The following is a 22,607-nucleotide window of genomic DNA, read 5'->3' as shown; positions in this document are numbered from 1 at the left end:
GTTTGCCCCAAGGGGTCAGGGGGCGGCGGGGACCAGGACGTTCTCGCTGCGCCGGCCCTCGGTGTAGTCGAGGACGTTGCGGAGCGTCGTGGCGACGATCTGGCCGACCGCGTCGACGGTGTAGTACGCCTGGTGGGAGGTGACCACGACGTTGGGGAAGGTCACCAGGCGGGCCAGGGTGTCGTCCTCGACGACCTCCAGGGACTTGTCGAGGAAGAAGAGCCCGGCCTCCGCCTCGTAGACGTCGAGTCCCACCCCGGTGAAGCGGCCGGCCCGCAGTTCGGTGACGAGGGCTTCGGTGTCGACGAGGCCGCCGCGGCTGGAGTTCACCAGGATGGCGTCGTCCTTCATGGCCTTGAGCGCGGCGGCGTCGATGAGGTGGCGGGTGGCCGGCATCAGCGGGAGGTGGAGGCTGACGACGTCGGACTCGGTGAGGAGCCGGTCCTTGTCGACGTAGGCCATGCCGAGGTCGGCGCAGGCCGGGTTCGGGGAGACGTCCCAGCCGAGCAGCCGCATGCCGAAGCCGTGGGCGATCCGGGTGAACGCCTCGCCGATCTTGCCGGTGCCGAGGACGCCGACGGTGCGGCCGCGCAGATCGCGTCCCATGAGCCCGTCGAGCCGGAAGTCGAAGTCGCGGGTCCGGTTCGAGGCGCGCACGATCCGCCGGTTGACCGCCATCGCCAGCGTCCAGGCGAACTCGGCGACGGAGTAGGGGGAGTAGAAGGAGACCCGGGCGACGGTGAGGCCCAGGCGTTCGGCCACGTCGAGGTCGATGTTGTTGAAGCCGGTGGAGCGCTGGGCGATCATCCTGGTCCCGCCGTCGGCGAGGGTCCGCAGCACCCGGGCGCCGAGGTCGGCGTTGACGCTGGTGGAGACGATGGGGTGGCCGGCGGCGAGGGGGGCGGTGTCCTCGGTGAGGAAGACGTCCAGGCAGCGGACCTCCTGGTGGCCGTGGAAGGCCGCCTCGATCAGCGGCTTCTCGTCCGCCTGCACACCGAACGCCAGGATCTCCACGGAGCCCCTCCGGGGGTTTGCCGGTTTTGTCTGGTACTCGGCGAATATACGGTCCCCGGAGGCGGCGCGCGTGCCTCAGGTGAGGAAGCCCCCCGCCTCCGTGCAACGGACGGGGGAATCGTCAGGCGTCGTCCAGGCCGCGCTCGATGGCGTAGCGGACGAGCTCCACGCGGTTGTGCAGCTGGAGCTTGCCGAGGGTGTTCTGGACGTGGTTCTGCACCGTGCGGTGCGAGATGACCAGGCGTTCGGCGATCTGCTTGTAGCTCAGCCCCTTGGCGACCAGGCGCAGGACCTCGGTCTCGCGTTCGGTCAGCTGGGGGGCCTTCGGCTCGTCGGCGCCCGCGGTGGGGGCCGGCTCGGAGGCGAGCCGGCGGTACTCCCCGAGGACCAGGCCCGCCAGGCCCGGCGTGAAGACCGGATCGCCGACGGCGGTGCGGCGGACCGCGTCGATCAGCTCGGCCGTGCTGGCGGACTTCAGCAGATAGCCGGTGGCGCCGGACTTGACCGCCTCCAGGACGTCGGCGTGCTCGCCGCTCGCCGAGAGCACCAGGACCCGCAGCGCCGGGTCGGCGCCGACCAGCTCCTTGCAGACCTGGACGCCGGGCTTCGCCGGCAGGTTGAGGTCCAGGACGAGGACGTCCGGGCTCACCGCCGTGGCGCGCCGCACCGCCTGTTCGCCGTCACCGGCCGTGGCGACCACGTCCAGGCCGGCCTCGGCGAGGTCGCGCGCGACCGCGTCCCGCCACATCGGATGGTCGTCGACGACCATCACCCTGATCGGCCCGGCCGTCGAGGACCCGTCCACCCGCTGCTCGCTCATCTGTCCGTTCACCTTCCCCCGTGGCTCCCGCGCTGACGCGGGACCTTCAGTTCCACTTCCGTGCCCTGGCCGGGGACCGAGATCAGCTCGGCCGTACCGCCCAGGTCCCGCAGTCTCCCCCGGATGGACAGGGCCACGCCCATCCGGCCCTCGCCCTCGGCCTGCGCCAGCCGCCCCTCGGGGATGCCGGGGCCGTCGTCCCGTACGGTCACGATCACCTCGTCCGGCCAGTCCTCGACCAGGATCCACGCCCGCGCGTCCGCCCCCGCGTGGACCCGGACATTGTCCAGGGCGGCACCGACGGCGGCGGCCAGTTCGCGGGCGGCGGCCGAGGGGAGCAGGACGGGAGCGCCGGGGTCGGAGAGGGTGACCCGGGCCCCGGCCCGCGGGGCGAGCAGGGACCGCAGATCGACCAGGGCGGTCGCGGAGGCCGCCGTGCCGGCCTCGTCCTCGGAGACGTCGACGTAGCGGACGACGGCTCCCTCGGACTCGTCCTCGGAGACCAGGGAGGGCCGGGTCAGTCCGCCGGCGACCAGGGTGCGCAGGGCGACCTCCTGCTCCCCGGCCATCCGGCCCAGCTCGGCGGCCTCGCCGCCGAGCGCCGTGCCCCGCCGCTGCACCATCGCCAGGACCTGGAGCACGCTGTCGTGGATGTCCCGGGCGAGCCGCTCCCGCTCCCGGGTAGCGGCCTCGATCTCCAGGGCGCGGGCGAGGGTGCGCTCGGAGGCGCGGGCGACCTCGACGACGTAGCCGATGGCGATGGAGGCGACCCAGACGAGGAGCACGTTGTGCAGGGTGTCGCGGCTCGGGTGGCCGCGCTCGATGATGTTGGCGACGGCGACCAGCGAGGAGGCGAAGCCCGCCCAGCGCCAGCCGCCCTTGATGGCGTACGCGAGGACGGCCCCTGCGGTCCATATCGACGGCAGGGTGGGGCCGTCGACGGTCCGGGCCTGGTCGTCGGCGAGCGGGGTGAGCAGGATGCCGGTCAGCGCGACGGTGAGGTCGGCGACCAGGAAGCGCCGGGTGCAGCCGGCGGCGTTGGCCACCTTCGGGAGGGTGGCCAGGTTCCAGACGCACAGGACGGTGAGGAAGCCGATGGCCACCCAGGGCCGCTCGAAGGAGTCGCGCGAGAAGACGAAGAGCAGCACGGCGTAGACCATGGTCAGGACACGGTAGGCGGTGAGCGCCCGCCACAGCGGCTGCTCGACCGACATCCGCACGACTCGCTCGCGTTTGGCCATCTCCCCCACCCCACGACGCCCCCCGGCAGGGGTCAGGCGCCGGACTCTTCCCGTGCCGCGATCTCGGCCTTGACGGCTTCCCTGGCGGCCTTCTCGGCTTCGGCGATCTGCCGCTTCGCGGCCGTCGCGTAGATGTCGACGTACTCCTGGCCGGACAGCTTCATGATCTCGTACATGACCTCGTCGGTCACCGAGCGCAGGATGAAGCGGTCCCCCTCCATGCCGTGGTAGCGGCTGAAGTCCAGCGGCTTGCCGATCCGGATGCCCGGGCGCATCAGCTTGGGGACGACCTTGCCGGGCGGCTGGATCTTCTCGGTGTCGATCATGGCGACCGGGATGACGGGCGCGCCGGTGGCCAGGGCCACGCGCGCGAGGCCGCCGGGCTTGCCGCGGTAGAGCCGGCCGTCGGGCGAGCGGGTGCCCTCGGGGTAGATCCCGAAGAGTCCGCCCTTCTCGATGACGTCGATCCCGGCCTTGATCGCCGCCTCGCCGGCGCCGCGCGCGCCGGAGCGGTCCACCGGCAGCTGGCCGACGCCCTTGAAGAAGGCGGCGGTGAGCTTGCCCTTCACCCCGGGCGAGGTGAAGTACTCGGCCTTGGCGATGAAGGTGACCTTGCGGTCGAGCACGGCGGGGAGGAAGAAGGAGTCGGAGAACGACAGGTGATTGCTCGCGAGGATCGCCGGCCCCTCGTCGGGGATGTTCTCGAGGCCCTCCACCCACGGCCTGAAGGCCAGCTTCAGCGAGCCTCCGATGGAGAACTTCATTGCGCCGTAGATCAACTCGGGTACCTTCCGTGTGCCGTCGGACAGACCATATCCCGCCGTGTCCCACGCCCCCGCGCCGGAGCGGCCCACGGCGGGGCACCTTCGTGTCTACGGACCTGGTCGGTGTCGGTCCGGTCGCGTACCGTGAAGTCCTTCCCTCTTGCCGTCGCTTCGTCGTACCTCCCGAAGCCGAACCCCGAACAGGAGACCCCGGTGCCGGTCCTCCCTGGAGCCGAGCCGTACCGCCATGAGGGCGGAGAGGTCGGCGTCCTTCTCTGTCACGGATTCACCGGATCCCCGCAGTCGCTGCGGCCCTGGGCCGAGTACCTCGCCGAGCGCGGGCTGACGGTGTCGCTGCCCCTGCTGCCCGGGCACGGCACCCGCTGGGAGGACATGCAGCTCACCACCTGGCAGGACTGGTACGCGGAGGTGGACCGGGCCCTGCGGGAGCTGCTCGCCCGGTGCGAGCGGGTCTTCGTCTTCGGCCTGTCGATGGGCGGGGCGCTGGCCCTGCGGCTCGCGGCGAAGCACGGGGACGCGGTCCGGGGCCTGGTCCTGGTCAACCCCGGCAACAAGGTGCACGGTGTCGCCGCGCACGCGCTGCCGGTGGTCCGCCACCTCGTCCCCACGACGAACGGCATCGCCAGCGACATCGCCAAGGAGGGCGTCACCGAGATCGGGTACGACAAGGTGCCGCTGCACGCGGCGCACTCGCTGCGCCGGTTCTTCCGCACGGTGGACGCGGAGCTGCCGCAGGTCACCCAGCCGCTCGTCCTGCTGCACAGCCCGCAGGACCACGTGGTGCCGCCGGCGGACTCGGCCCGCATCCTCAGCCGGGTCTCCTCGACGGACGTCCGCGAGGTCCTGCTGGAACAGAGTTACCACGTGGCGACGTTGGACCATGACGCGGAGCGGATCTTCGAGGAGAGCTGGGCGTTCGTCGGCCGGCTCGCTCCGGACGTCGTAGGGGAGAAGGGGAGCACGAGCGGTGGCTGAGCAGCAGGACGGGGAGCGCGAGCCGCAGCCCATCGACGAGGAGGCGGCCTGGGCCGCGATCGTCGCTGGGTACGGCGAGGAGCCGACGGATCCGCCGGGCGCGCGGCCCTTCCGGTCGGTCGAGGACTTGGCGCTGCCCGAGCCGGTGGAGAGCGAGAGCGAGAGCGACGGCGACACCGAGGACGAGGCCGAGGACGAGGAGCCGGAGAGACCGGCTCTCGGCAGCTCGGTCGTCTTCGCCCCCGGGGTGAGCGTGGGCGGCGGCCCGCGTGACTACCGGCTCGCGGACCCGGACGAGGAGCCGGCCGAGGAGCCGGCCGAGGAGACCGGGGACGGCGAGCCCGGCGCGGGGAGCAAGACCGGCAAGCGCGCCGCGAAGGACGACGACGGCGAGGGCCACTTCGTCCCCCCGGAGCCGCCGCCGCTGCCGGAGGCCGACGCGACGACGAAGTTCGCGTGGCTGGGCGTGGTGGGCGGCCCGGTCCTGATGCTGCTGGCGGTGCTCCTCGGGTGGGACATGACCTGGTGGATGACGACCCTGTGCGTGGGCGGCTTCCTGGGCGGCTTCGCGACGCTGGTGGCCCGGATGAAGCACGACGACGACGAGGACGGCTTCGACGACCCGGGCCGCGGCGCGGTGGTGTGAGCGGGGCGCGGCCCTCGACAGGCCGGTGACCAGGACCCCGGGCGGGGGCCGAGGCCCGGTGGGGCCGGCGGTGGCGTGACCGGCGCGCCCACCCGCTTCCGGGCGCCCGGGCGGCGTGCTCAGCCCGCCGGGCCCCGCCTGCTCAGCCCGCCGGGATCCGCACCGCCGCCGGGCCCCGCGTGCTCAGCCCGCCGGGATCCGCACCGCCGCCAGCACCGGCAGGTGGTCCGTCGCCGCCCTGAGGTCCGCCTCCGGGAGGCCCGTCGGGACACCGCAGCCGAGGAACTCGACCCCCGGGGTGGCGAGGATCGCGTCGATCCGCTGGTACGGATCGCCCGGCGGGAAGGTGCGCTCCCCGCCCCAGGGGGCGACCTGCCACCCGTCCCGCAGCTCCTTCGCCAGCCGCGTGAAGCTCCGGCCCTCCGGGCGCTCGTTGAGGTCCCCGGCCACGATCGTGTGCGGCACGCCCATGGCCGCCACCCGGTCCAGGACCATCCCCGCCTGCGCGTACCGCTCCTCCTCGCGCAGGCTCAGATGGCAGCTGATCAGCCCGACCCGCGCCGCCCCGAACCGTACGACCGCCGTGGCGAGGCCCCGCCGGTGCTGCCCCGGGGTGAGCGGCAGCAGCACGTCCTCGGTGCGTTCCACGGTCGCCCGCAACGAGCACATCAGCAGCGGCCCGGCGGCGGTGGCGCCCCCGCTCAGCACATAGAGGTCGCTCTTGGCGGCGAGCCGGGCCGCGTGCTTGCGCCAGCGGAAGAAGCGGGGCGCCTCCTGGACGAAGACGAGGTCGGGCGCGCAGGCCCGGATGACCCGGGCGAGGGCGTCCTCGTCGTCCCGCTGGGAACGGACGTTGTAGGACAGCACCCGGACGACGGCCGAACCGTCCGCTTCGGTGCGGGAGTTGGGCAGCTCACTGATCGCCATGCCCAGCAACATACGACAACCGCCCGCCGTACCCCGAGGGGCACGGCGGGCGGAGTCATGAGGAGTACGGGACGGTGTCAGCCCTGGCGGGCGAGGTCCGCCGCGCCGACCAGGCCGGCCTCGCCGCCGAGCTGGGCCGCGAGGACCTGCGCGTGCGGGCGCCACTGGCCGCCGATCAGCCAGCGCCGGAAGGACTTCCGGATCGGGTCGAGCACCAGCTCGCCCTCGTCCGACACACCGCCGCCGACGATGAACGCCGACGGGTCGAACAGCGACGCCAGGTCGGCCAGGCCCGCGCCCGCCCAGCGGGCCAGCTCGCGGAAGGAGTCCACGGCCACCGGGCAGCCCTGCCGGGCGGCCGCGCTGACGTGCTTGCCCTCGATGCCCTCCGGGGTGCCGTCGCCCAGCGCGAGGAGGATGGCGGCGTTCTCCGGGGTGGCGTTCGCGCGCTGCCGGGCGTACCGGACGAGGGCGCGCCCGGAGGCGTACTGCTCCCAGCAGCCCTGGCTGCCGCAGCCGCACAGCAGGCCGTCGGGGACGACCCGGATGTGGCCGAACTCCGCGGCGACGCCGAAGCGTCCGCGGCGGAGCTTGTTGCCGATGATGATGCCGCCGCCGAGGCCGGTGCCGAGCGTGATGCAGATGACGTCGTCGTGCCCCTGCCCCGCGCCGAACCGGTACTCGCCCCAGGCCGCCGCGTTCGCGTCGTTCTCGACGACGACCGGCAGGCCGACCCGCTGCTCGACCTTGTCCTTCAGCGGCTCGTGCCGCCAGTCGATGTTCGGCGCGAAGAGGACGGTGGCGCGCTTGTCGTCGACGTAACCCGCCGCACCGATGCCGACGGCCTCGATCTGATGACCCTTGCCGGCCTCGGACACAGCGGCGCAGATCGCGTCGACGATGCCTCCGGGGGTCGGCGGGGTGGGCACCTTGTGCGTGTCGAGGATGTTGCCCTCCTCGTCGACCACGCCGGCCGCGATCTTCGTGCCGCCGATGTCGACGCCGATGGTGAGTCCCATGTGTCCCTCAGTTTTCGGTCGAGCCCCGCTAGGGGCAACCGTACCCGAGGGGCGCGACCCTACCGCTCAGTCGGACCGCTCAGTCGAGATCGATGTGCTGCCCGGTGCCGGGGCCCTCGTCGCGCGGGTCGTCGGGACGGTCGGCGGGGGCCGCGTCGCCCTTTTCCGCGCGCGACGGGCCGGTCCCCTCCCGGGTCCAGCGCGTCTCGTGGCTCTCGACCGCGGAGCGGTACGCGGCGAGCAGTTCGTTGCCCGCGGCCGCGAGGTGGTCGAAGACCTGCGGGTTCCGCTCGATGACGGGCTCGACGGCGGCCTTCGCCTGGTGGACGATCTGCTGCACCGTGTGCTGGACCGCGCCCTGGGCGGCCATGCCGCCCAGCGGGCCCCGCAGACCGGAGACCTTGTCGGCGACGGCGTCGAAGAGTCTGCGGAACTCCTCGGCGGCCGAACCGGGCTCCGTGCCGGCGCGGGCGCGGCGGCGGGCCTTCTCGGCCTCCAGGTCCTCGGCGCACGCCTTGGCCCAGGCATCCGAATCGCTCATGGCGTACTCCTTACGGCTTCTACCGTCGACGGTACACGGGCGCAGCGGTGTCCGTTACGACGTCTTCGGCCAGAGGCCGGTGTCGGGGGTGAACCGGATCCGCAGGTCGCCGTCGACGAGAGCGGCGCCGGAGACGGTGCAGCGGCGCAGGACGGGCGGCAGCGGGACGTTCCGGCGGAAGGGCCCGGCGGCGAGGAGGAGTTCGTCCCCTCGGCGTACGAGGGACAGCTCCTCCTTGACGGCGCCGGGCAGCGGGAGGTGCCAGACGAGGATGCCGTCGTCCTCGCGGCGGTCCTCGACCCGCCACGCGGGGGCGGGCCGCTCGACCGGGTCCCCGGCCTTCTCCGCCACGGCGAGCGTGACGAGGTCCTCGGGGCCCTCGGGGTCGCGGCCGAGGTGGGGCAGGGTGTGGACGGTGCCGTCGTAACCGGTACGGAGCCGGTCCAGGTGCTCTCGCCGGCGGGCGGCCAGGGCGGCGAACCAGGGGTCGGCGGAGTCGGCGGGGAGCATCCGGTTGGCGACGACGGCGTCGAGGGCGAGGCCGTGGAGCGCGAGTCCGAGGCGGGCGGTGCGCAGGGCGTCGTGGGCGTCCGGGCCGGGCTCGACGACGAGGCGGACGGTGGTGTCCGGGGCGTCGACGACCGCCTGGACGGCGGCGAGTTCGGCCTCCCAGCGGCCGGTGGTCTCGTACAGCCACTGGGCGGGCATGGGGACGCCGGCCAGCTGGGCGAGCATCGGACGCAGGGCGCGGGCGGCCTGTCGTTCGGCGGGCAGGAGGCGGCGCAGATAGCGGCGGAGCTGCTCGGGCAGGGCGAGGACCGCGAGGGCGTCAAGGAGCGGCGGCATGTCGACGACGACCAGGTCCCGGTCCGTGGCGGCGGCGTCGCGCAGGGCACGCAGGAGGGCGAAGGGGCGGCTGCCGGGGAGTTCGGTCAGCTCGGCGTCCTCCAGGGGGGCCGCGCCGAGGAGGTCGAGGGCGGTGGCGGAGCGGGCCTGGAGGTCCAGGAACTCGCGGCGGAAGTCGGCGGCCGGGTCGGGGCGCAGGATCCGCAGGGCGCCGGGGGCGGCCGCGGCGAGCGCCTCGTCGGGTCGCTCGGACACCAGCAGGACCCCGCGGCCCGCCCGCGCCTCGGCGAGGGCGGTCGCCGAGGCGACCGTGGTGCGCCCGGCGCCGCCGGGGCCGGTGACAAGGATGATCCGCATGCGGCGACGTTATCGGTGTGCGCCGCCCGCCCGGGCCCCCGGGGTCGCCGGGGGCGGGCCCGTCGGGAGCCCGGTTCCGCCGCCGGCCCGTGGGGCCTGCGGGGGCGGTGGCTCAGGCGCCCGACTCCACGCGCTTCTTCAGGCCGGCCAGCGCGCGGTCGATGATGACCTTCTCCGCCTTGCGCTTGATCATGCCGAGCATCGGGATCTTGACGTCGACCGTCAGCTGGTAGGTCACCTCGGTGCCCCTGCCGCCGTTCGCGGGGGCGAGCCGGTAGGAGCCGTCGAGGGCGCGGAGCATCTGGGACTTGACCAGGGTCCAGCTGACCTCGTGGTCGCCGGTCCAGGTGTACGCCAGGGTGTGGTCGTCCTTGATCGCGCCGGCGTCGAGCAGCAGCCGGACCTTCTCCGCGCGGCCGGCCGGGTCGGTCGCCAGGACCTCGGCCTCCTTCACCTCGCCCGTCCACTCGGGGTAGCGGGCGAAGTCGGCGATCACGCCCATGACGTCGGCCGGTGCCGCCTCGATGGTGATGCTCGAGCTGGTGTGTTCGGCCATCGCGGTGGTTCCTCCACTGTGCGGTCCGGCGGAAGTCGAAGGGCACGAACGTGCCGACCGAAGGCTATCGCGCCCCCGGGGCCGGGCTTTCACCACTCCAGCGCCCACGGCCTCCCGGTCGCGGCGAAGTGGCCGACGTTCACGCATTCCGTGGCGCCGATCCGCATCCGCCGCGCCAGCGGCTGGTGGACGTGACCGAAGAGGGCGTAGCGGGGCCGGGTGCGGCGGATGGCGTCGAGGAGGGCGCGGCTGCCGCGCTCGAAGCGGCGCGCGACCGTGTCGTAGGTCAGCTCCGGCACGTCGGGCGGGATGTGGCTGCACAGCACGTCGACGGCGCCGAGGGCCTCGACCTTCGCCGCGTACTCCTCGTCCGAGATCTCGTACGGGGTGCGCATCGGTGTCCGCAGGCCGCCGCCGACGAAGCCGAAGACCAATCCGCCGAGCTCGATCCGGTCGCCGTCCAGGACGGTGGTCCCGGGGCGGGCGAACTCGGGCCACAGGCGCGGGATGTCGACGTTGCCGTAGGTGGCGTAGGTCGGCGTGGGGAAGGCGGCGAACATCTCGGCGTACTGGCGGCGGACGGCCGCCTCGATGGCCGTGTCGCGGTCGACCTCGAGCGCGGTCCAGAGCCGTCTGCCCAGCTCGCGGGCCTCGTCGAAGCGGCGCGCGGTGCGCAGTTCGACGATCAGGTCGGCGTTCTCGACGCCGAAGAGTTCGGGGAAGATCCCCCGGCTGTGGTCGGCGTAGTCGAGGAAGAGCACGAGGTCACCGAGGCATATGAGGGCGTCCGCCCCCTCCCCCGCCTTGGCGAGGGCGCCGGTGTTCCCGTGCACATCACTGACGACATGGACTCTCATGCCTGGCATGGACCCACCTTAGGGGGTCGGACCTGCGGTTACTTCCAAGTCCGCGAAGGAGTGGACTACTGTGCGCGAAGCACCGCCATACATGTGTGACGCATGGAACATCTGACCTGACCCCCCTATCGGGAACCGAGTACTGATGGGTAACGTCCGGGCAGTCCAGTCGTGCTCACCCCACTGAGCACCTGCCCGATCTTGGACTTCACCGGTGCATCACACAGAGCCGTGGCGCCGGCGCCCGATGAGGAGCAGCAGTCTTGCGCGAGTTCAGCCTTCCGGCCCTGTACGAGGTCCCCACGGACGGCAACCTGACGGATCTCATCCGCCGCAACGCCTCTCAGCACCCCGATGTCGCCGTGATGGGACGCAAGGTGGCCGGCGTCTGGACGGACGTCACCGCCGAGCAGTTCCTCGCCGAGGTCCGCGGGGTCGCGAAGGGGCTGATCGCCGCCGGTGTGGAGCCGGGTGACCGGGTGGCCCTGCTGTCCCGGACCCGTTACGAATGGGTCCTTCTCGATTTCGCGATCTGGAGCGCCGGCGGTGTGACCGTCCCGGTGTACGAGACCAGCTCGCCGGAGCAGATCCAGTGGATCCTCGGCGACTCGGAGGCCACGCTGGTCCTCGCGGAGTCCGCCGCCCACGAGGCGGCGGTGGAGTCGGTGCGCTCCGGCCTGCCGGAGCTCAAGGGCGTCTGGCAGATCGAGGCCGACGCGGTGGCCCGCCTCACCGCGTCCGGCGCGGAGGTCTCCGACGCGCTTCTCGACGAGCGGATGTCGTCCGCGCACGCCGACGACCCGGCGACGATCGTCTACACCTCGGGCACCACGGGCCGCCCCAAGGGCTGTGTGCTGACCCACCGCGCGTTCTTCGCCGAGTGCGGCAACGTGGTGGAGCGGCTCAAGCCGCTGTTCCGTACCGGAGAGTGCTCGGTCCTGCTCTTCCTGCCCGCCGCGCACGTCTTCGGGCGTCTGGTCGAGGTCGCCTCCGTGATGGCGCCGATCAAGCTGGGCACGGTGCCGGACATCAAGAACCTCACCGACGAACTGGCCGCGTTCCGGCCCACCCTGATCCTCGGTGTGCCGCGCGTCTTCGAGAAGGTCTACAACTCGGCGCGCGCCAAGGCGCAGGCGGACGGCAAGGGCAAGATCTTCGACAAGGCCGCGCACACGGCGATCGCGTACAGCCGCGCGATCGGCACGCCGCAGGGACCCTCGCTCGGTCTGCGGATCAAGCACCGGATCTTCGACAAGCTGGTCTTCTCCAAGCTGCGCGCGGTCCTCGGCGGCCGCGGCGAGTACGCGATCTCGGGCGGCGCGCCGCTGGGCGAGCGGCTCGGCCACTTCTTCCGGGGCATCGGCTTCACCGTCCTGGAGGGCTACGGCCTGACGGAGTCGTGCGCGGCGACCGCGTTCAACCCCTGGGACCGGCAGAAGATCGGCACGGTCGGGCAGCCCCTGCCCGGGTCGGTGGTCCGGATCGCCGACGACGGCGAGGTGCTGCTGCACGGCGAGCACATCTTCTCGGGCTACTGGAAGAACGAGGCCGCCACGGCCGAGGCGCTCGCCGACGGCTGGTTCCACACCGGTGACATCGGCACGCTCGACGAGGACGGCTACCTCGCGATCACCGGCCGGAAGAAGGAGATCCTGGTGACGGCGGGCGGCAAAAACGTCGCCCCGGCGGTCATCGAGGACCGGATCCGGGCGCACGCGCTGGTCGCGGAGTGCATGGTGGTGGGCGACGGGCGGCCGTTCGTCGGCGCGCTGGTCACCCTGGACGAGGAGTTCCTCGGCCGGTGGGCCGCCGACCACGGCAAGCCGTCCGGCTCGACAGCCGCTACGCTGCGCGAGGACGCGGAGCTGCTCGCCGAGGTGCAGCGGGCGGTGGACGACGGCAACGCGGCGGTGTCCAAGGCCGAGTCGGTGCGGAAGTTCAGGATCCTGAACTCCCAGTTCACCGAGGAGGCGGGGCACATCACCCCGTCGCTGAAGCTGAAGCGGAACGTCGTGGCGAAGGACTTCGCCGACGAGATCGAGGCGATCTACCGCGCCTGACGGTCGCCCAGAACGCCCCTGGCAGCCCGCGTCGGGCCGCCGGGGGCGTTCGCGCGGTCCGAGAGCGTGTTCCGGGAGCGGGTTCCGGAGCGTGTTCCGCGTCCACCACCGGTCACGGCGACCCGCCGTGCCACCGGCACCCGAGGCAGAGACAGACATGAGGAGCAGAGGTTTCATGCGGCTCAAGCGCACCGCCGTCCTGGGGGCGGCCCTGACCGCCCTGGTCACGGTCACGGGCTGCAGCAGCAGCTGGGGAGAGGACGCCGGCCTGGCGAAGGCGGGCGACCTGGCGGGCGTCGAACGGATCGTCAGCGAGCACACGCTCTGCAGCGATCTGCGGGCGGCCTCCGGGGACGGCTCCATGAACGAGGAGGCCAAGGACCCCGCCTGGGGCATAGGCCAGCGCGCGGTCTGCGGCGACGACCGCGAGGACACTCTGACCCTGCTGACCGTCACCGACATGGAGAAGTTCCAGAAGGCGAACCGGGATGCGGCGGCCAAGGGCGGCGGCGGCCGTTTCCTCATCGGCCAGGACTTCGCGCTCGTCCCGGGCGACGAGCGGGTGGCCCAGAAGCTCAAGGACTCGGGCACCCTCCTCTTCACCTGCGAGAAGGACTTCAAGATCCCCGACGGGTACCGCCAGGAGGAGCTCCTGGTGGACGGCTGCGCGCTGACCGACTACCTGCCCGCCCGGCTCTCCGGCTGACACCGGGGAGCGGCGGCGCCCGCCCGGTCGCGGTCCGGGGCCGGCGGGCGCCGTCGGGGCATCGTCAGAGCAGCTCCTTCAGCCGCTCGGCCAGCAGGTCCCACCGCCAGCGCTCCTCGACCCAGGCGCGGCCGCGTTCGCCCATCCGCGCGCGCAGCTCCGGGTCGAGCAGCAGGGTCGCCACCCGGTCCGCGGACTCCTCGGGGGAGTCGCCGCGCACCACCCAGCCGGTCTCGCCGTCGAGCACCGCGTCCGGGGCGCCGCCCGAGTCCCCGGCGACGACCGGCAGGCCGGTGGCCGAGGCCTCCAGATAGACGATGCCGAGCCCCTCGACGTCGAGGCCGCCCCGGCGGGTCCGGCAGGGCATGGCGAAGACGTCGCCGGCGCCGTAGTGGGCCGGCAGCTCGGCCCAGGGCACGGCGCCGGTGAAGCGTACGGAGCCGGCCACGCCGGTCGTCGCGGCGAGCCGCCGCAGATCGTTCTCGTACGGGCCGCCGCCGACGATCAGGAGCACCGCGTCCGGCACCCGGCGCAGGATCGCCGGGAGGGCCCTGATCAGCGTGTCCTGCCCCTTGCGGGGGACGAGCCGGGAGACGCACACCACCACCGGCCGGTCGGTCAGCCCGAGCCGTTCGCGTACCGCCTCGCCGCCGGACCCGGGGTGGAAGGTCTTCTCGTCGACGCCCGGCGGGAGCTGCGTCATCCGTTCGGCCGCCGCCGGCGTGAGCGCCGAGGCGATCCGCGAGCGGGTGTACTCGCCGAGGTAGGTGATCGTGTCCGTGTGCTCGCCGATCCGCCGCAGCAGCTGCCGGGAGGCGGGCAGCTGCGCCCATCCCGCCTCGTGCCCGTGCGTGGTGGCCACCAGGCGCCGCGCGCCGGCCCGCCGCAGCGCGGGCGCCATCAGGCCGAGCGGCGCGGCCGCCCCGAACCAGACCGACTCGCAGCCGTGCTCGCGCAGCAGGGCGGTCGCCCGGGCGGTGACGCGGGGGGTCGGCAGGAGCATGGTGGTGCGGTCGCGTACGACCGTGAAAGGCTGTTCCGCGTCGAACGCGGCGGTCGCCTCGGTCCCCTCGCGGCCGCGCTTCCACGTGGAGGCGTAGACCACGATCCGCTCGGGATCCAGGCGCAGCGCCATGTTGTGCAGGAACGCCTGAATTCCGCCGGGGCGGGGCGGGAAGTCGTTGGTTACGATCAAGGTCTTGTGCATCGTGGCCGAATCTACCGTGGCCGCGCCGCCGCCCGGCAGCACCTCCGCGACAGCGGACCGACAGGACGAGGACGAGGCAGGGATGACGGGCGTACTGGGCGCGCTGCGCGGGCGCGCGGCCGACGGCGCGGAGCTCAGGCTTCCGCTCGCGGTGTGGGCGGCGACGAGGGCGGTACTGCTGCTGTGCGTCTTCAAGGTGCTGGTGATGCCGGGCCCCGACGTCACCAGCGACATCGAGCACATCTACCAGGGCTGGTACGAGGTCCTGCGGACGGGCACGTACCCGCTGGACGACGTCAGCTGGCAGTACCCGCCGGGTGCCGCCCTCGCGGTCCTCTCCCCCGCGCTGCTGCCGTTCCTCGGCTACTCCTCCGCCTTCTTCGTCCTCGCCCTCCTCTGTGACGCGGTCGTCCTCGGCCTGCTGCTGTACACGGGCAGGCGCCCCGGCCGCACCCCGCGCGGCGCCTGGATCTGGATCGCCGGTGTCCCCCTGCTCGGCCCGACCGCGTTCGCCCGGTACGACCTGATGGTCACCGCCGTCGCGGTCGCCGCCCTGCTCGCGGCGCCCCGGCGCCCCGGGGTCCTGGGCGCGCTGGCCGGCTTCGGGGCCGTGGTGAAGGTCTGGCCGGCGCTGCTCCTCGCGGGCACCCCGCGCGGCCGGGCCACCCTGCGCTCCTGGTCGACAGCGGCGGGCGCGGCGGCCGGTGTGCTGCTGCTGTGCACCCTCGCGGCGCCGGGTGCGCTGGCCTTCCTCGGCTACCAGCGGGACCGGGGTACGGAGGTCGAGTCGCTCGGCGCGCTCGTCTTCCACGTGGCGCGGCACGTCGGCTGGGAGGGCGAGCCGCGGATGAACTACGGCTCGATCGAGTTCCTCGGCCCGGGCGTCGCCGCCGTCTCCACGGCCGCGATGGCGCTGGCGGTCGCCGTCTTCGCCTGGCTGCTGCTGTGGCGGTTCCGGGCCCGCGCCTTCTCCACCACGACCCCGGCGGACGCGGCGTTCGTGGCGGTGCTGCTGTTCACCACCACGAGCCGGGTGATCAGCCCGCAGTACATGATCTGGCTGGTCGGGCTCGCGGCCGTCTGCCTGGTCTACCGCGCGAGCCGGATGCGGCGGCCCGCGATCCTGGTCCTGTGGGCGACGGCGGTGACGCAGCTGGAGTTCCCCGTCTGGTTCTCGCATGTGACCGACAGCGACCCGCTGGGCCTCACCCTGCTGCTGGTACGGAACGGGCTGCTGGTCGCCGCCTCCGTCTCCGCCTGCCGCGTCCTGTGGCGCCAGACGGTGACCGAGCCGCGCGAGCGGACCCCGGCGGCGCCGGTGCGCGCGGACCGGGCGAAGGCCCTGTCGGCCCCCTGAAACCGAACCGGAGCCGTACGAGACCTCCGCGTCCCCCCGGGTTTCAGGCCAGCCGCTCGGACAGATGGCGGCGCCAGGCGGCGGTGAACGCGTCGGGCGTCGTGCCGAGGACGTCGTGCAGGGCCTTCTCCACCGCGCCCTCGCGGGAGGGGTGGGCGCCCACCGCGCGGTAGAAGTCGGTCAGTTTCCGCTCGCCCCACCGCTCGGCGATCAGGGCGCACGCCAGCCAGCCGCCCTCGTACGCCCGTGCCAGCGCCTCCCCGTCGGCGCCGAAGGCGAAGGCCCGGTCGTCGGGGAGCGTCGCCGGGAGGTCGCCCGCGGCGACCGCGCGGTGCAGCTCCGGGGCGGCCTGGGCGGCGGAGCGGCCGGTGCCGCGGTAGGCCACCCAGTCGGCGAAGCCCTCGGAGAGCCAGACCGGTGTGGCGGGCGAGGTCGCGGCCCGGGTGGCCACGTGCGTCGTCTCGTGGGTGAGCACGATCTGCCGGCCGAAGGCGCCGAGCGCCCCGTACGCCTCGGGGTTGACGATCACGCGGTCGGCGGGGGAATCGGGGCCGCCGCGGACCTCGCCGGTGGTGACGGCCGCGATGCCCCGGTAGGAGGCCCCCGGCGCCCCGAGCAGGCCGCCCATCGCGTCCAGGGAGGACGGGACGAGGACGACCACCCGGCCCGCCCAGGCCGACGGCCAGGCAGCCGAGACCGCGGGCACCGCTTCGTCCGCCGCGGCCGCGATCGCCCGCAGGCGCTCCTCCGGCTGCCCGACGCCGAGGACGAGGCTGTGCCGTCCCCGTACCGCCTCCACCTCGCCCTGCTGCCACAGCTGCTGGACGGCGGTCTTCTCGCCGGGCCGGTCGGCGCTGACGTACCACCGGCCGTGCCGCCGGGTCAGTTCCAGGAGGCGCTCGGTCGTGACGGGCCCGGGGTCGTAGCCGCGGACCTGGTAGCGCAGCTCCGCGCGGACCGTCGCCCGGCCGCCGTCCGCCCGGTCCACGTCGGTGACCCGGTAGTTCCAGGAGCCGAGCGGCACCTCGGCGAGGTGGTCGAACTCCCGCAGGGCGGCCGGGGCGAGCGAGGGGTCGAGTCCGACGGTGTAGGCGGCCTCGTCCCGGGCGAGCAGCGCCCGCGCCTGGCGGTCGAGCAGGCCCTGGATCTCCCGGGGCGCCGGGTCGGCGGGCCCGGGGGCGGCGCACCCGCCGAGGGCCAGCAGCGCGGTCAGCAGGCAGGCGGCGCCGCGCGCCCCGCCCGCTGTGGGGCGATCCCCCCGCGTCCTCCGCCCCTGCCGTGCCACGCCCTCGATCGTACGGGCACGCGAACGGCGGGCGTACGGTCAGACCCGGGTCACCGTGACGTGCGACATCATCCCGACCGGGTCGTAGCGCACCCGCGCCCCGGGGTAGGGGGCGTGGATCACCTGGCCGTTCCCGGCGTAGATGCCGACGTGGCTGGCGTCGCTGCGGTACGTCACCAGGTCGCCCGGCTGCGCCTGCGAGAGCGGCACCTGCCGTCCGGCGTACCGCTGCGCCGAGGAGGTCCGGGGCAGGCTGATCCCGGCCTGGCGGTACGACCAGACCATGAGGCCCGAGCAGTCGAAGCCGGAGGGGCCGGTCGCGCCCCAGACGTAGGGCCGGCCGATCGCGCTGCGGGCGGCGAGGACGGCGGCGGCGGCCCGTGAGGAGCCCGGCGCCAGGCCGGCGAGCGGCGGCAGCTCGTCCCGGCCGGAGCGGGAGGCGCGGGCGTCGCTGTCGAAGGACTCGCGCTCCTCCGCGGTGAGGGAGGCCAGCAGCCTGCGGGCCTCGGCGAGCTTCCGCTCGACCGTCCGCTTGTGCCCGGCGACCTGGGTCCTGCTGCGCTCCAGCTCGGTGAGGAGCCGTCGCGCCTCGCTCCGCTTCTGGGTGGAGGCGCGCAGTTCGTCCCGGAGCAGGCCGAGCGCGACGCCCTGCCGGGAGGCGACCCGGTCGAGGACCGAGGCCCGGTCGAGGTAGGAGTCGGGGTCGGCGGAGAGCAGGAGGGCGAGGGCGGGGTCGATGCCGCCGGAGCGGTACTGGGCTCCGGCGACCGAACCGAGGGCGCCGCGCATGCGGTTGATGCGCTCCTGGCCGCGCGCGACGCTGTCCTGGGCCTGGGAGAGCGTCCTGCGCAGGGCGTCGGCCCGCTCGTCGGCCTTGTTGTAGCCCTCGGTGGCCCGTTCGGCCTCCTCGTAGAGCCGGTCGACCGTGGCCTTGGTGGACTCGGCGGTGCCGCTCGGGTCGGCGCTCGCGGGGACGGCGCCGAAGGCCGTCGCCGCGGTGGCCGCGGCGGCGGTCAGGACGGTGACCCTGGCGGGTCGTCGATGGGACGCCACGTATCGCGCTCCGTTCAGCTGTGCCCGGACTGGCGCGGCAGACAGTAGCCGGAGATCACCGCGCGTCCAACGAAGGCGCCGGGCACACAAAGTGACGCCCCGCCGGAGACCACAGGTCACCGGCGGGGCGTCAGGTCAGGCAGGGGCGCGACGAACCACCCGATCGGGCGTCAGGCGGCGGGAGCCGCCCGACGGGCCGGAGGCGTCAGATGCGCACGCCGAACTGGAAGGTGCCCATGTAGTCCATGGACTCGTAACGGACCACGGCGCCCGGCTTGGGGGCGTGCAGGATGGTGTTGTTGCCCGCGTACAGGCCCACGTGCGACAGGCCGTTGAAGAAGACCAGGTCGCCCGGCTTGAGCTGACTGCGGCCGATCTTCACGCCGTCGTTCTGCTGGGTGTAGGTGGTGCGGGTGAGGCTCACGCCGGCCTGGGCGTAGGCCCACTGGGTCAGCCCGGAGCAGTCGTACGCGCCGGGGCCCTCGGCGCCGGACTGGTACGGCTTGCCGAGCTGGGTGGCGGCGGCGTTGAGGGCGGCACCGCCGCGCTGGGAGGCGGGGACCTCGTTGCCGAGTTCGAGGCGGTCGCCGGCGGCCCGGCTGGAGCGCTGGGCCTCTTCCTGGCGCATCTTGGCGCGCTCGGCGGCGGTCAGGGTGTTGAGTAGCTTCTGCGCCTCGGCGAGCTTGCCCTGGAACTTCTTCTTCTTCTCGCCGAGGGTCTTGCGGACGTCCTCGAGGTCGGCGAGCTTCGTCGTCGCCTCGGCGCGCTGCTGGGCGAGAGTGCGCTGCTTGGCCTGGATCGACTGGAGCACGTCGGCCTGCTTGGCGCCGAGCTGGTCGATCGCGGACGCCTTGTCGAGGTAGGTGTCCGGGTCGGAGGAGAGGAAGAGCTGGACCGCCGGGTCGATGCCACCGGAGCGGTACTGCGCGCTGGCGACGGAACCGATGTTGTCGCGCAGGGTGTTGAGCTCCTGCTGCCCGCGGGCGACCTTGTCCTGGAGGGCGCCGATCTCCTTCTGGAGCTTGCCGCGGCGCTCTTCGGCCAGGTTGTACTGCTCCGTGGCCTCCTCGGCCTCGTGGTGCAAGTCGTCGACCTTCGACTTCACATCGTCGATCTTCGGCTTCGGAGCCGCCTGGGCGCCGGTCTGGGCGGTGAACGCGACAGCTGCCGCGGCGGTCACGGTGAGCACGGTCACGCGGGCGCGGCTCGGCTGCTTGGGACGACGGTGGGACGCCACGAAGGCGAGCTCCTTCTTCCTCGAGCCGCCCGACCAGGCTGCGGCAGGCGGTTCCTCCGCTGACATCCCCGATGGATGATCAACCGCGCGAAGGTTCGAGGCCTGACCCTAGTGACCAAGTTGTGATCAGTTCAAATCCTCACGGGCAAAATCTCGCCCACCCGGCACTTTATTTACACACATCGCACAGGCAGTGATGAGCACTTGACCGTGCGCCCCCCAGAATTCGGGCAATACGGCCAGGAGTTGCCATGCGTCACGAGGGGCGCGAAAGCCGCTTCAGCAACAAGGCGGACGCGACCGGGCGGGCGCCTGACTTGGCGACCCCGTCGGCGACCTCGCGGTCGGTGGAGACCACCACGACCGGCCGGCCCGGCGGCTCGGCCCGGACCAGCTGCCGGATCAACTCGTCGGCGGTGACGCCCGGCTTGGAGAACAGCACCCGCACCCCGCGCGGTGGCGCCAGCAGGACGGGGGCCGCCAGCTCCGCCCCGTCGAAGACACAGGTGACCTCGGCGCCCGAGCGGGCCGCCAGCGCGGAGAGCCCGCCGAGCAGCCGCAGCCGCTGCTTCTCCAGCGGCATGGTCGGATAGCCGGTCTTGGTGACGTTGTAGCCGTCCACGACCAGATGGGCCTGCGGCAGCGCGAGGAGCTGGTCGAGCAGCGCCGGGTCCGTCTCGGACAGGGCGCGGGCCGCGATGTCCTTCGGTGACATCCGGCCGGGCTCCACCGCGTCCACGGTGTCCGCCGGGTGGATGGAGACGGGTGGCAGCGCCAGCTCGCGGCGCAGCCCCTGGGCCGCGTCCAGGACCGTGTCGAGCAGCAGCCGCAGCCGCATGTCCTCCACCGAGCGCCCCTCGCGGGCGGACCGGCGGCTGGCCTCCAGGGCGGCCTCGACCTCGGCGAGCCGGGCCTTGAGCCGGCGGCTCTCGCTCTCGGCGGAGGAGACCTGGGCGGCGGCCTCCGCCCTGACGGAGTCGATCTCGGCCTGGGTGCGGCGCAGGGCCGCCTCGCCCCGCTTCACATCGCTCTGGGCGCTGCGCAGCTTGCGGTGAAGCGATTCGGCTTCCTTGCGGGCCGCCTCCAGATCGTGGCGCAACTGCTCGGTCTCGCCCCGGCCGCGCTCCTTGGCCGCGGCGACCTCCTCGCGCAGCCGCTCCAGTTCGCGGCGCCCGGCCTCGTCGGCCCGCTCGGCGTCGGCCCGCTGGACCTCCTCGCCGGCGGCGGCGACCAGCTTGACCCAGCCGGCGGGCCGCAGCACGTAGGCAGCCGCGGCGATGTCGACGGGGTCGGCCGCGGCGGGCGGGGCCCCCGACTCGACAGTCCCGGCCAGCTCCGGCTGGGCCTCCCTGAAGCGCTCGCCGATCCGCTGCCGGAAGAGCGGGTCGCTCTCCAGGGCGGCGGCCATGGCGTTGCCGGCGAACTTGGCGCGACGGGTGGGGGTGAAGCGGGCGTACTGCCGCAGCGGACCGGGCAGCTCCGCGACGGTCAGCCCGCCGAAGGCGTCCGAGACGATCGCGACGACCCGGCGCCGTACGCCTTCCGGCAACGGCCGGTCGAGCGCCTCGGCGGCGTCACCTGCCGCGCCGGCCGGCTCGTCACCGTGCGCGGGCTGCTCCACGATCCGTCACCCCTATGTCGTTCGCACCGCTCCGTCAGGAAGCGGTGCCGGGCCTGTCCACCAGCTCGATCTGGTCCACCGCGTTGCACCACCGGCAGCGGACCGACTCGATGGTCTCACTGACCACCTCGCGCTCCTCCACCTTCGGCTCCCCGGCGAGGTCCAGATGGACGTACTCGACGACCTTGGAGGAGCGCGTCACGTCGAACCGGGTCAGGTTGCCGCAGAGTGTGCAGCGCCAGCGGGTCTCGGCGGTCGGCAGGGGAACCGTCGTCATCGGGCCGTCCTCTTTCATGTGCGGGATGCGGGAGCCGCGGTGCGCCGTCGAACTGCGGTGGTACTGCTCGTCACCCTACGGCCTCGGGGGTCCACGCTGCGCGGGTGGAGCCCGGCTCGCGGGCGGCCGCCGGGCGCCCCGGCGAGGCGCTCTGTCCAGGTCGGCCCTGGTACGCCATGATCTGTCCATGATCGACTGGCGGGCGGCGGCCCTCGGCGCGTGGCGGGGTGCCCGGAGCGGCCCCAGGGTGACCTACGGCCTGATCGCCGTCTGCACGGTGACCTTCCTGATCGGCCCGGCCTCGGGCCTCAATCCGGTGTACGGCGGCGGGGACGCGCTCCTCGCGGCGCAGAGCACGTACTTCCACCGCTGGGGTGTCCTCCCGGCCGAGCTGACGAGCGGCGAGCCGCGCGCCCTGCTCACCCCGCTGACCGCGCTCTTCGTCCACGGCAGCTGGCTGCACCTGCTCGGGAACATGCTCTTCCTCTACGTCTTCGGCGCGATGGCCGAGGAGCGGATGGGGGCGGCCGGGTTCCTCCTCTTCTCCGTCGGCTGCGGCTACCTCGCCCTGCTGGGCTACGCCGCGGTGCACGCGACCAGCGAGCAGACGCTGGTGGGGGCCTCGGGGGCGATCTCCGGAGTCCTCGGGGCGTTCCTCTACCTCTTCCCCAGGGCCCGGGTGACCAGCCTCTTCCCGTTCCTCTTCTTCCTGCCGCTGCGCTTCCCCGCCTGGATCGTGCTGATCTTCTGGTTCGTGCTGCAGTGGCTGGCGGCGCGCTCGGCGGGGCCGGGCCCGGGCGTCGCCTATCTGGCGCACGTGGTGGGCTTCACCATCGGCTTCCTCTACGCCTGGGGCCGCTACCACCGTGGGGATAAGGTGAAGTCCCCAGCCGCGGCGACCGAGGGAGAAAGCCAGCCGTGATCACCGCGATCGTGCTCATCAAGACCAGTGTGGACCGCATCCCCGAGATCGCGGAGTCCATCGCCGCGCTCGACAGCGTCAGCGAGGTCTTCTCGGTGACCGGTACGTACGACCTGATCGCCATGGTCCGGGTGCCCCGGCACGACGACCTGGCGGACGTCATCCCCGGCCGGATCAGCAAGATCCCGGGCGTCGAGGGGACGGACACGCACGTCGCGTTCCGCACGTACTCCCAGCACGACCTGGAAGCGGCCTTCGCCATCGGACTGGAGTCCTGACGCCGGCGCTCCACCGCCCG

23 protein-coding genes are annotated in these 22,607 nt (G+C 73.3%); 7 read left to right on the top strand and 16 right to left on the bottom strand.

Annotated elements, in window-relative coordinates; all coding sequences use genetic code 11:
- Nucleotides 1-15: 15 nt before the first annotated feature.
- The 4 genes from ACZ6RC_RS04190 to ACZ6RC_RS04175 form a co-directional block, all read right to left on the bottom strand.
- Nucleotides 16-1,014, bottom strand: coding sequence for a 2-hydroxyacid dehydrogenase (locus tag ACZ6RC_RS04190; RefSeq protein WP_469579151.1), 999 nt, complete (start codon nucleotides 1,012-1,014; stop codon nucleotides 16-18).
- Between the two features lie 121 nt (nucleotides 1,015-1,135).
- Entirely contained in the window at nucleotides 1,136-1,834 is a 699-nt protein-coding gene (locus tag ACZ6RC_RS04185) for a response regulator (RefSeq protein WP_391140772.1), read from the bottom strand.
- Nucleotides 1,835-1,842: 8 nt separating this feature from the next.
- Entirely contained in the window at nucleotides 1,843-3,075 is a 1,233-nt protein-coding gene (gene macS, locus ACZ6RC_RS04180; protein ID WP_469579149.1) for a MacS family sensor histidine kinase, read from the bottom strand.
- 32 nt (nucleotides 3,076-3,107) lie between these two features.
- The gene (locus ACZ6RC_RS04175) at nucleotides 3,108-3,839 is read right to left on the bottom strand and encodes a lysophospholipid acyltransferase family protein (RefSeq protein ID WP_453615763.1); all 732 of its coding nucleotides are present in this window, start codon (nucleotides 3,837-3,839) and stop codon (nucleotides 3,108-3,110) included.
- A gap of 213 nt (nucleotides 3,840-4,052) precedes the next feature.
- On the opposite strand from ACZ6RC_RS04175, the gene ACZ6RC_RS04170 reads away from it, so the two are divergent.
- Together ACZ6RC_RS04170 and ACZ6RC_RS04165 are read left to right on the top strand one after the other, a co-directional pair.
- Nucleotides 4,053-4,835: an alpha/beta hydrolase gene (locus ACZ6RC_RS04170; RefSeq protein WP_391140774.1), complete on the top strand. Its 783-nt coding sequence runs from the start codon at nucleotides 4,053-4,055 to the stop codon at nucleotides 4,833-4,835.
- The gene (locus tag ACZ6RC_RS04165) at nucleotides 4,828-5,481 is read left to right on the top strand and encodes a hypothetical protein (protein ID WP_469579147.1); all 654 of its coding nucleotides are present in this window, start codon (nucleotides 4,828-4,830) and stop codon (nucleotides 5,479-5,481) included. The genes ACZ6RC_RS04170 and ACZ6RC_RS04165 overlap by 8 nt, the downstream gene beginning before the upstream one ends.
- 183 nt (nucleotides 5,482-5,664) lie before the next feature.
- Here ACZ6RC_RS04165 and ACZ6RC_RS04160 read toward each other — a convergent pair whose 3' ends face one another.
- The 6 genes from ACZ6RC_RS04160 to ACZ6RC_RS04135 all read right to left on the bottom strand — a co-directional run bounded on the left by ACZ6RC_RS04160 (nucleotide 5,665) and on the right by ACZ6RC_RS04135 (nucleotide 10,584).
- Nucleotides 5,665-6,408, bottom strand: coding sequence for an endonuclease/exonuclease/phosphatase family protein (locus tag ACZ6RC_RS04160; protein WP_469579145.1), 744 nt, complete (start codon nucleotides 6,406-6,408; stop codon nucleotides 5,665-5,667).
- Nucleotides 6,409-6,485: 77 nt separating this feature from the next.
- Nucleotides 6,486-7,427, bottom strand: a complete 942-nt coding sequence (locus ACZ6RC_RS04155) for an ROK family glucokinase (RefSeq protein ID WP_391140777.1) — start codon at nucleotides 7,425-7,427, stop codon at nucleotides 6,486-6,488.
- A 79-nt stretch (nucleotides 7,428-7,506) separates the two neighbouring features.
- Nucleotides 7,507-7,968, bottom strand: coding sequence for a DUF5304 domain-containing protein (locus tag ACZ6RC_RS04150; protein ID WP_469579143.1), 462 nt, complete (start codon nucleotides 7,966-7,968; stop codon nucleotides 7,507-7,509).
- Nucleotides 7,969-8,022: 54 nt separating this feature from the next.
- Nucleotides 8,023-9,171, bottom strand: coding sequence for an ArsA family ATPase (locus ACZ6RC_RS04145; RefSeq protein ID WP_391140779.1), 1,149 nt, complete (start codon nucleotides 9,169-9,171; stop codon nucleotides 8,023-8,025).
- Nucleotides 9,172-9,283: 112 nt separating this feature from the next.
- The gene (locus ACZ6RC_RS04140; protein ID WP_469579141.1) at nucleotides 9,284-9,727 is read right to left on the bottom strand and encodes an SRPBCC family protein; all 444 of its coding nucleotides are present in this window, start codon (nucleotides 9,725-9,727) and stop codon (nucleotides 9,284-9,286) included.
- Nucleotides 9,728-9,816: 89 nt separating this feature from the next.
- The gene (locus ACZ6RC_RS04135) at nucleotides 9,817-10,584 is read right to left on the bottom strand and encodes a metallophosphoesterase family protein (RefSeq protein WP_469579439.1); all 768 of its coding nucleotides are present in this window, start codon (nucleotides 10,582-10,584) and stop codon (nucleotides 9,817-9,819) included.
- Nucleotides 10,585-10,847: 263 nt separating this feature from the next.
- On the opposite strand from ACZ6RC_RS04135, the gene ACZ6RC_RS04130 reads away from it, so the two are divergent.
- Complete coding sequence (locus tag ACZ6RC_RS04130; RefSeq protein WP_391140781.1) at nucleotides 10,848-12,644, top strand: AMP-dependent synthetase/ligase; 1,797 nt, start codon at nucleotides 10,848-10,850, stop codon at nucleotides 12,642-12,644.
- 175 nt (nucleotides 12,645-12,819) lie between these two features.
- A complete protein-coding gene (locus ACZ6RC_RS04125) occupies nucleotides 12,820-13,350 on the top strand; it encodes a hypothetical protein (RefSeq protein ID WP_391140782.1) in 531 nt (176 codons plus the stop codon).
- A 64-nt stretch (nucleotides 13,351-13,414) separates the two neighbouring features.
- Here the strand turns inward: ACZ6RC_RS04125 and ACZ6RC_RS04120 are convergent, their stop codons facing one another.
- Nucleotides 13,415-14,557, bottom strand: a complete 1,143-nt coding sequence (locus tag ACZ6RC_RS04120) for a glycosyltransferase family 4 protein (RefSeq protein ID WP_469579138.1) — start codon at nucleotides 14,555-14,557, stop codon at nucleotides 13,415-13,417.
- An 82-nt stretch (nucleotides 14,558-14,639) separates the two neighbouring features.
- On the opposite strand from ACZ6RC_RS04120, the gene ACZ6RC_RS04115 reads away from it, so the two are divergent.
- Nucleotides 14,640-15,914: a glycosyltransferase 87 family protein gene (locus ACZ6RC_RS04115; protein WP_469579437.1), complete on the top strand. Its 1,275-nt coding sequence runs from the start codon at nucleotides 14,640-14,642 to the stop codon at nucleotides 15,912-15,914.
- A 43-nt stretch (nucleotides 15,915-15,957) separates the two neighbouring features.
- On the opposite strand, the gene ACZ6RC_RS04110 is transcribed toward ACZ6RC_RS04115, so the two are convergent.
- The 5 genes from ACZ6RC_RS04110 to ACZ6RC_RS04090 form a co-directional block, all read right to left on the bottom strand.
- Nucleotides 15,958-17,199: a hypothetical protein gene (locus tag ACZ6RC_RS04110; protein ID WP_469579136.1), complete on the bottom strand. Its 1,242-nt coding sequence runs from the start codon at nucleotides 17,197-17,199 to the stop codon at nucleotides 15,958-15,960.
- A 39-nt stretch (nucleotides 17,200-17,238) separates the two neighbouring features.
- Nucleotides 17,239-18,252 carry a C40 family peptidase gene (locus ACZ6RC_RS04105; protein ID WP_391140785.1) on the bottom strand — a complete coding sequence of 338 codons (1,014 nt, stop codon included), beginning with the start codon at nucleotides 18,250-18,252 and terminating at the stop codon, nucleotides 17,239-17,241.
- 205 nt (nucleotides 18,253-18,457) lie between these two features.
- Complete coding sequence (locus tag ACZ6RC_RS04100; protein ID WP_469579134.1) at nucleotides 18,458-19,489, bottom strand: C40 family peptidase; 1,032 nt, start codon at nucleotides 19,487-19,489, stop codon at nucleotides 18,458-18,460.
- Nucleotides 19,490-19,745: 256 nt separating this feature from the next.
- Complete coding sequence (locus tag ACZ6RC_RS04095; protein ID WP_469579133.1) at nucleotides 19,746-21,110, bottom strand: NYN domain-containing protein; 1,365 nt, start codon at nucleotides 21,108-21,110, stop codon at nucleotides 19,746-19,748.
- Between the two features lie 34 nt (nucleotides 21,111-21,144).
- The gene (locus ACZ6RC_RS04090) at nucleotides 21,145-21,387 is read right to left on the bottom strand and encodes a hypothetical protein (protein ID WP_260228851.1); all 243 of its coding nucleotides are present in this window, start codon (nucleotides 21,385-21,387) and stop codon (nucleotides 21,145-21,147) included.
- A 187-nt stretch (nucleotides 21,388-21,574) separates the two neighbouring features.
- Between ACZ6RC_RS04090 and ACZ6RC_RS04085 the strand changes: the two genes are divergently transcribed.
- Together ACZ6RC_RS04085 and ACZ6RC_RS04080 are read left to right on the top strand one after the other, a co-directional pair.
- The gene (locus tag ACZ6RC_RS04085; RefSeq protein WP_469579131.1) at nucleotides 21,575-22,309 is read left to right on the top strand and encodes a rhomboid family intramembrane serine protease; all 735 of its coding nucleotides are present in this window, start codon (nucleotides 21,575-21,577) and stop codon (nucleotides 22,307-22,309) included.
- Nucleotides 22,306-22,587: an Lrp/AsnC family transcriptional regulator gene (locus tag ACZ6RC_RS04080; protein WP_391140789.1), complete on the top strand. Its 282-nt coding sequence runs from the start codon at nucleotides 22,306-22,308 to the stop codon at nucleotides 22,585-22,587. Before ACZ6RC_RS04085 ends, ACZ6RC_RS04080 begins: the two co-directional genes overlap by 4 nt.
- The last annotated feature ends 20 nt before the right edge of the window (nucleotides 22,588-22,607 follow it).

The sequence above is a fragment of the Streptomyces sp. NPDC048353 genome (assembly GCF_055587165.1).
The sequence above is the reverse complement of the archived record's forward strand: the minus strand, read 5'-3'. Positions and strand labels throughout refer to the sequence as shown.

Bases quoted from the DNA above. Each gene is read 5' to 3' on its own strand.
- ACZ6RC_RS04145 (WP_391140779.1), bottom strand. From the start codon at position 9,171: ATGCGGATCATCCTTGTCACCGGCCCCGGCGGCGCCGGGCGCACCACG.
- ACZ6RC_RS04160 (WP_469579145.1), bottom strand. From the start codon at position 6,408: ATGGCGATCAGTGAGCTGCCCAACTCCCGCACCGAAGCGGACGGTTCG.
- ACZ6RC_RS04140 (WP_469579141.1), bottom strand. From the start codon at position 9,727: ATGGCCGAACACACCAGCTCGAGCATCACCATCGAGGCGGCACCGGCC.
- ACZ6RC_RS04120 (WP_469579138.1), bottom strand. From the start codon at position 14,557: ATGCACAAGACCTTGATCGTAACCAACGACTTCCCGCCCCGCCCCGGC.
- ACZ6RC_RS04155 (WP_391140777.1), bottom strand. From the start codon at position 7,427: ATGGGACTCACCATCGGCGTCGACATCGGCGGCACGAAGATCGCGGCC.
- ACZ6RC_RS04090 (WP_260228851.1), bottom strand. From the start codon at position 21,387: ATGACGACGGTTCCCCTGCCGACCGCCGAGACCCGCTGGCGCTGCACA.
- ACZ6RC_RS04175 (WP_453615763.1), bottom strand. From the start codon at position 3,839: ATGAAGTTCTCCATCGGAGGCTCGCTGAAGCTGGCCTTCAGGCCGTGG.
- ACZ6RC_RS04185 (WP_391140772.1), bottom strand. From the start codon at position 1,834: ATGAGCGAGCAGCGGGTGGACGGGTCCTCGACGGCCGGGCCGATCAGG.
- ACZ6RC_RS04150 (WP_469579143.1), bottom strand. From the start codon at position 7,968: ATGAGCGATTCGGATGCCTGGGCCAAGGCGTGCGCCGAGGACCTGGAG.
- ACZ6RC_RS04125 (WP_391140782.1), top strand. From the start codon at position 12,820: ATGCGGCTCAAGCGCACCGCCGTCCTGGGGGCGGCCCTGACCGCCCTG.
- ACZ6RC_RS04085 (WP_469579131.1), top strand. From the start codon at position 21,575: ATGATCGACTGGCGGGCGGCGGCCCTCGGCGCGTGGCGGGGTGCCCGG.
- macS (WP_469579149.1), bottom strand. From the start codon at position 3,075: ATGGCCAAACGCGAGCGAGTCGTGCGGATGTCGGTCGAGCAGCCGCTG.
- ACZ6RC_RS04135 (WP_469579439.1), bottom strand. From the start codon at position 10,584: ATGAGAGTCCATGTCGTCAGTGATGTGCACGGGAACACCGGCGCCCTC.
- ACZ6RC_RS04115 (WP_469579437.1), top strand. From the start codon at position 14,640: ATGACGGGCGTACTGGGCGCGCTGCGCGGGCGCGCGGCCGACGGCGCG.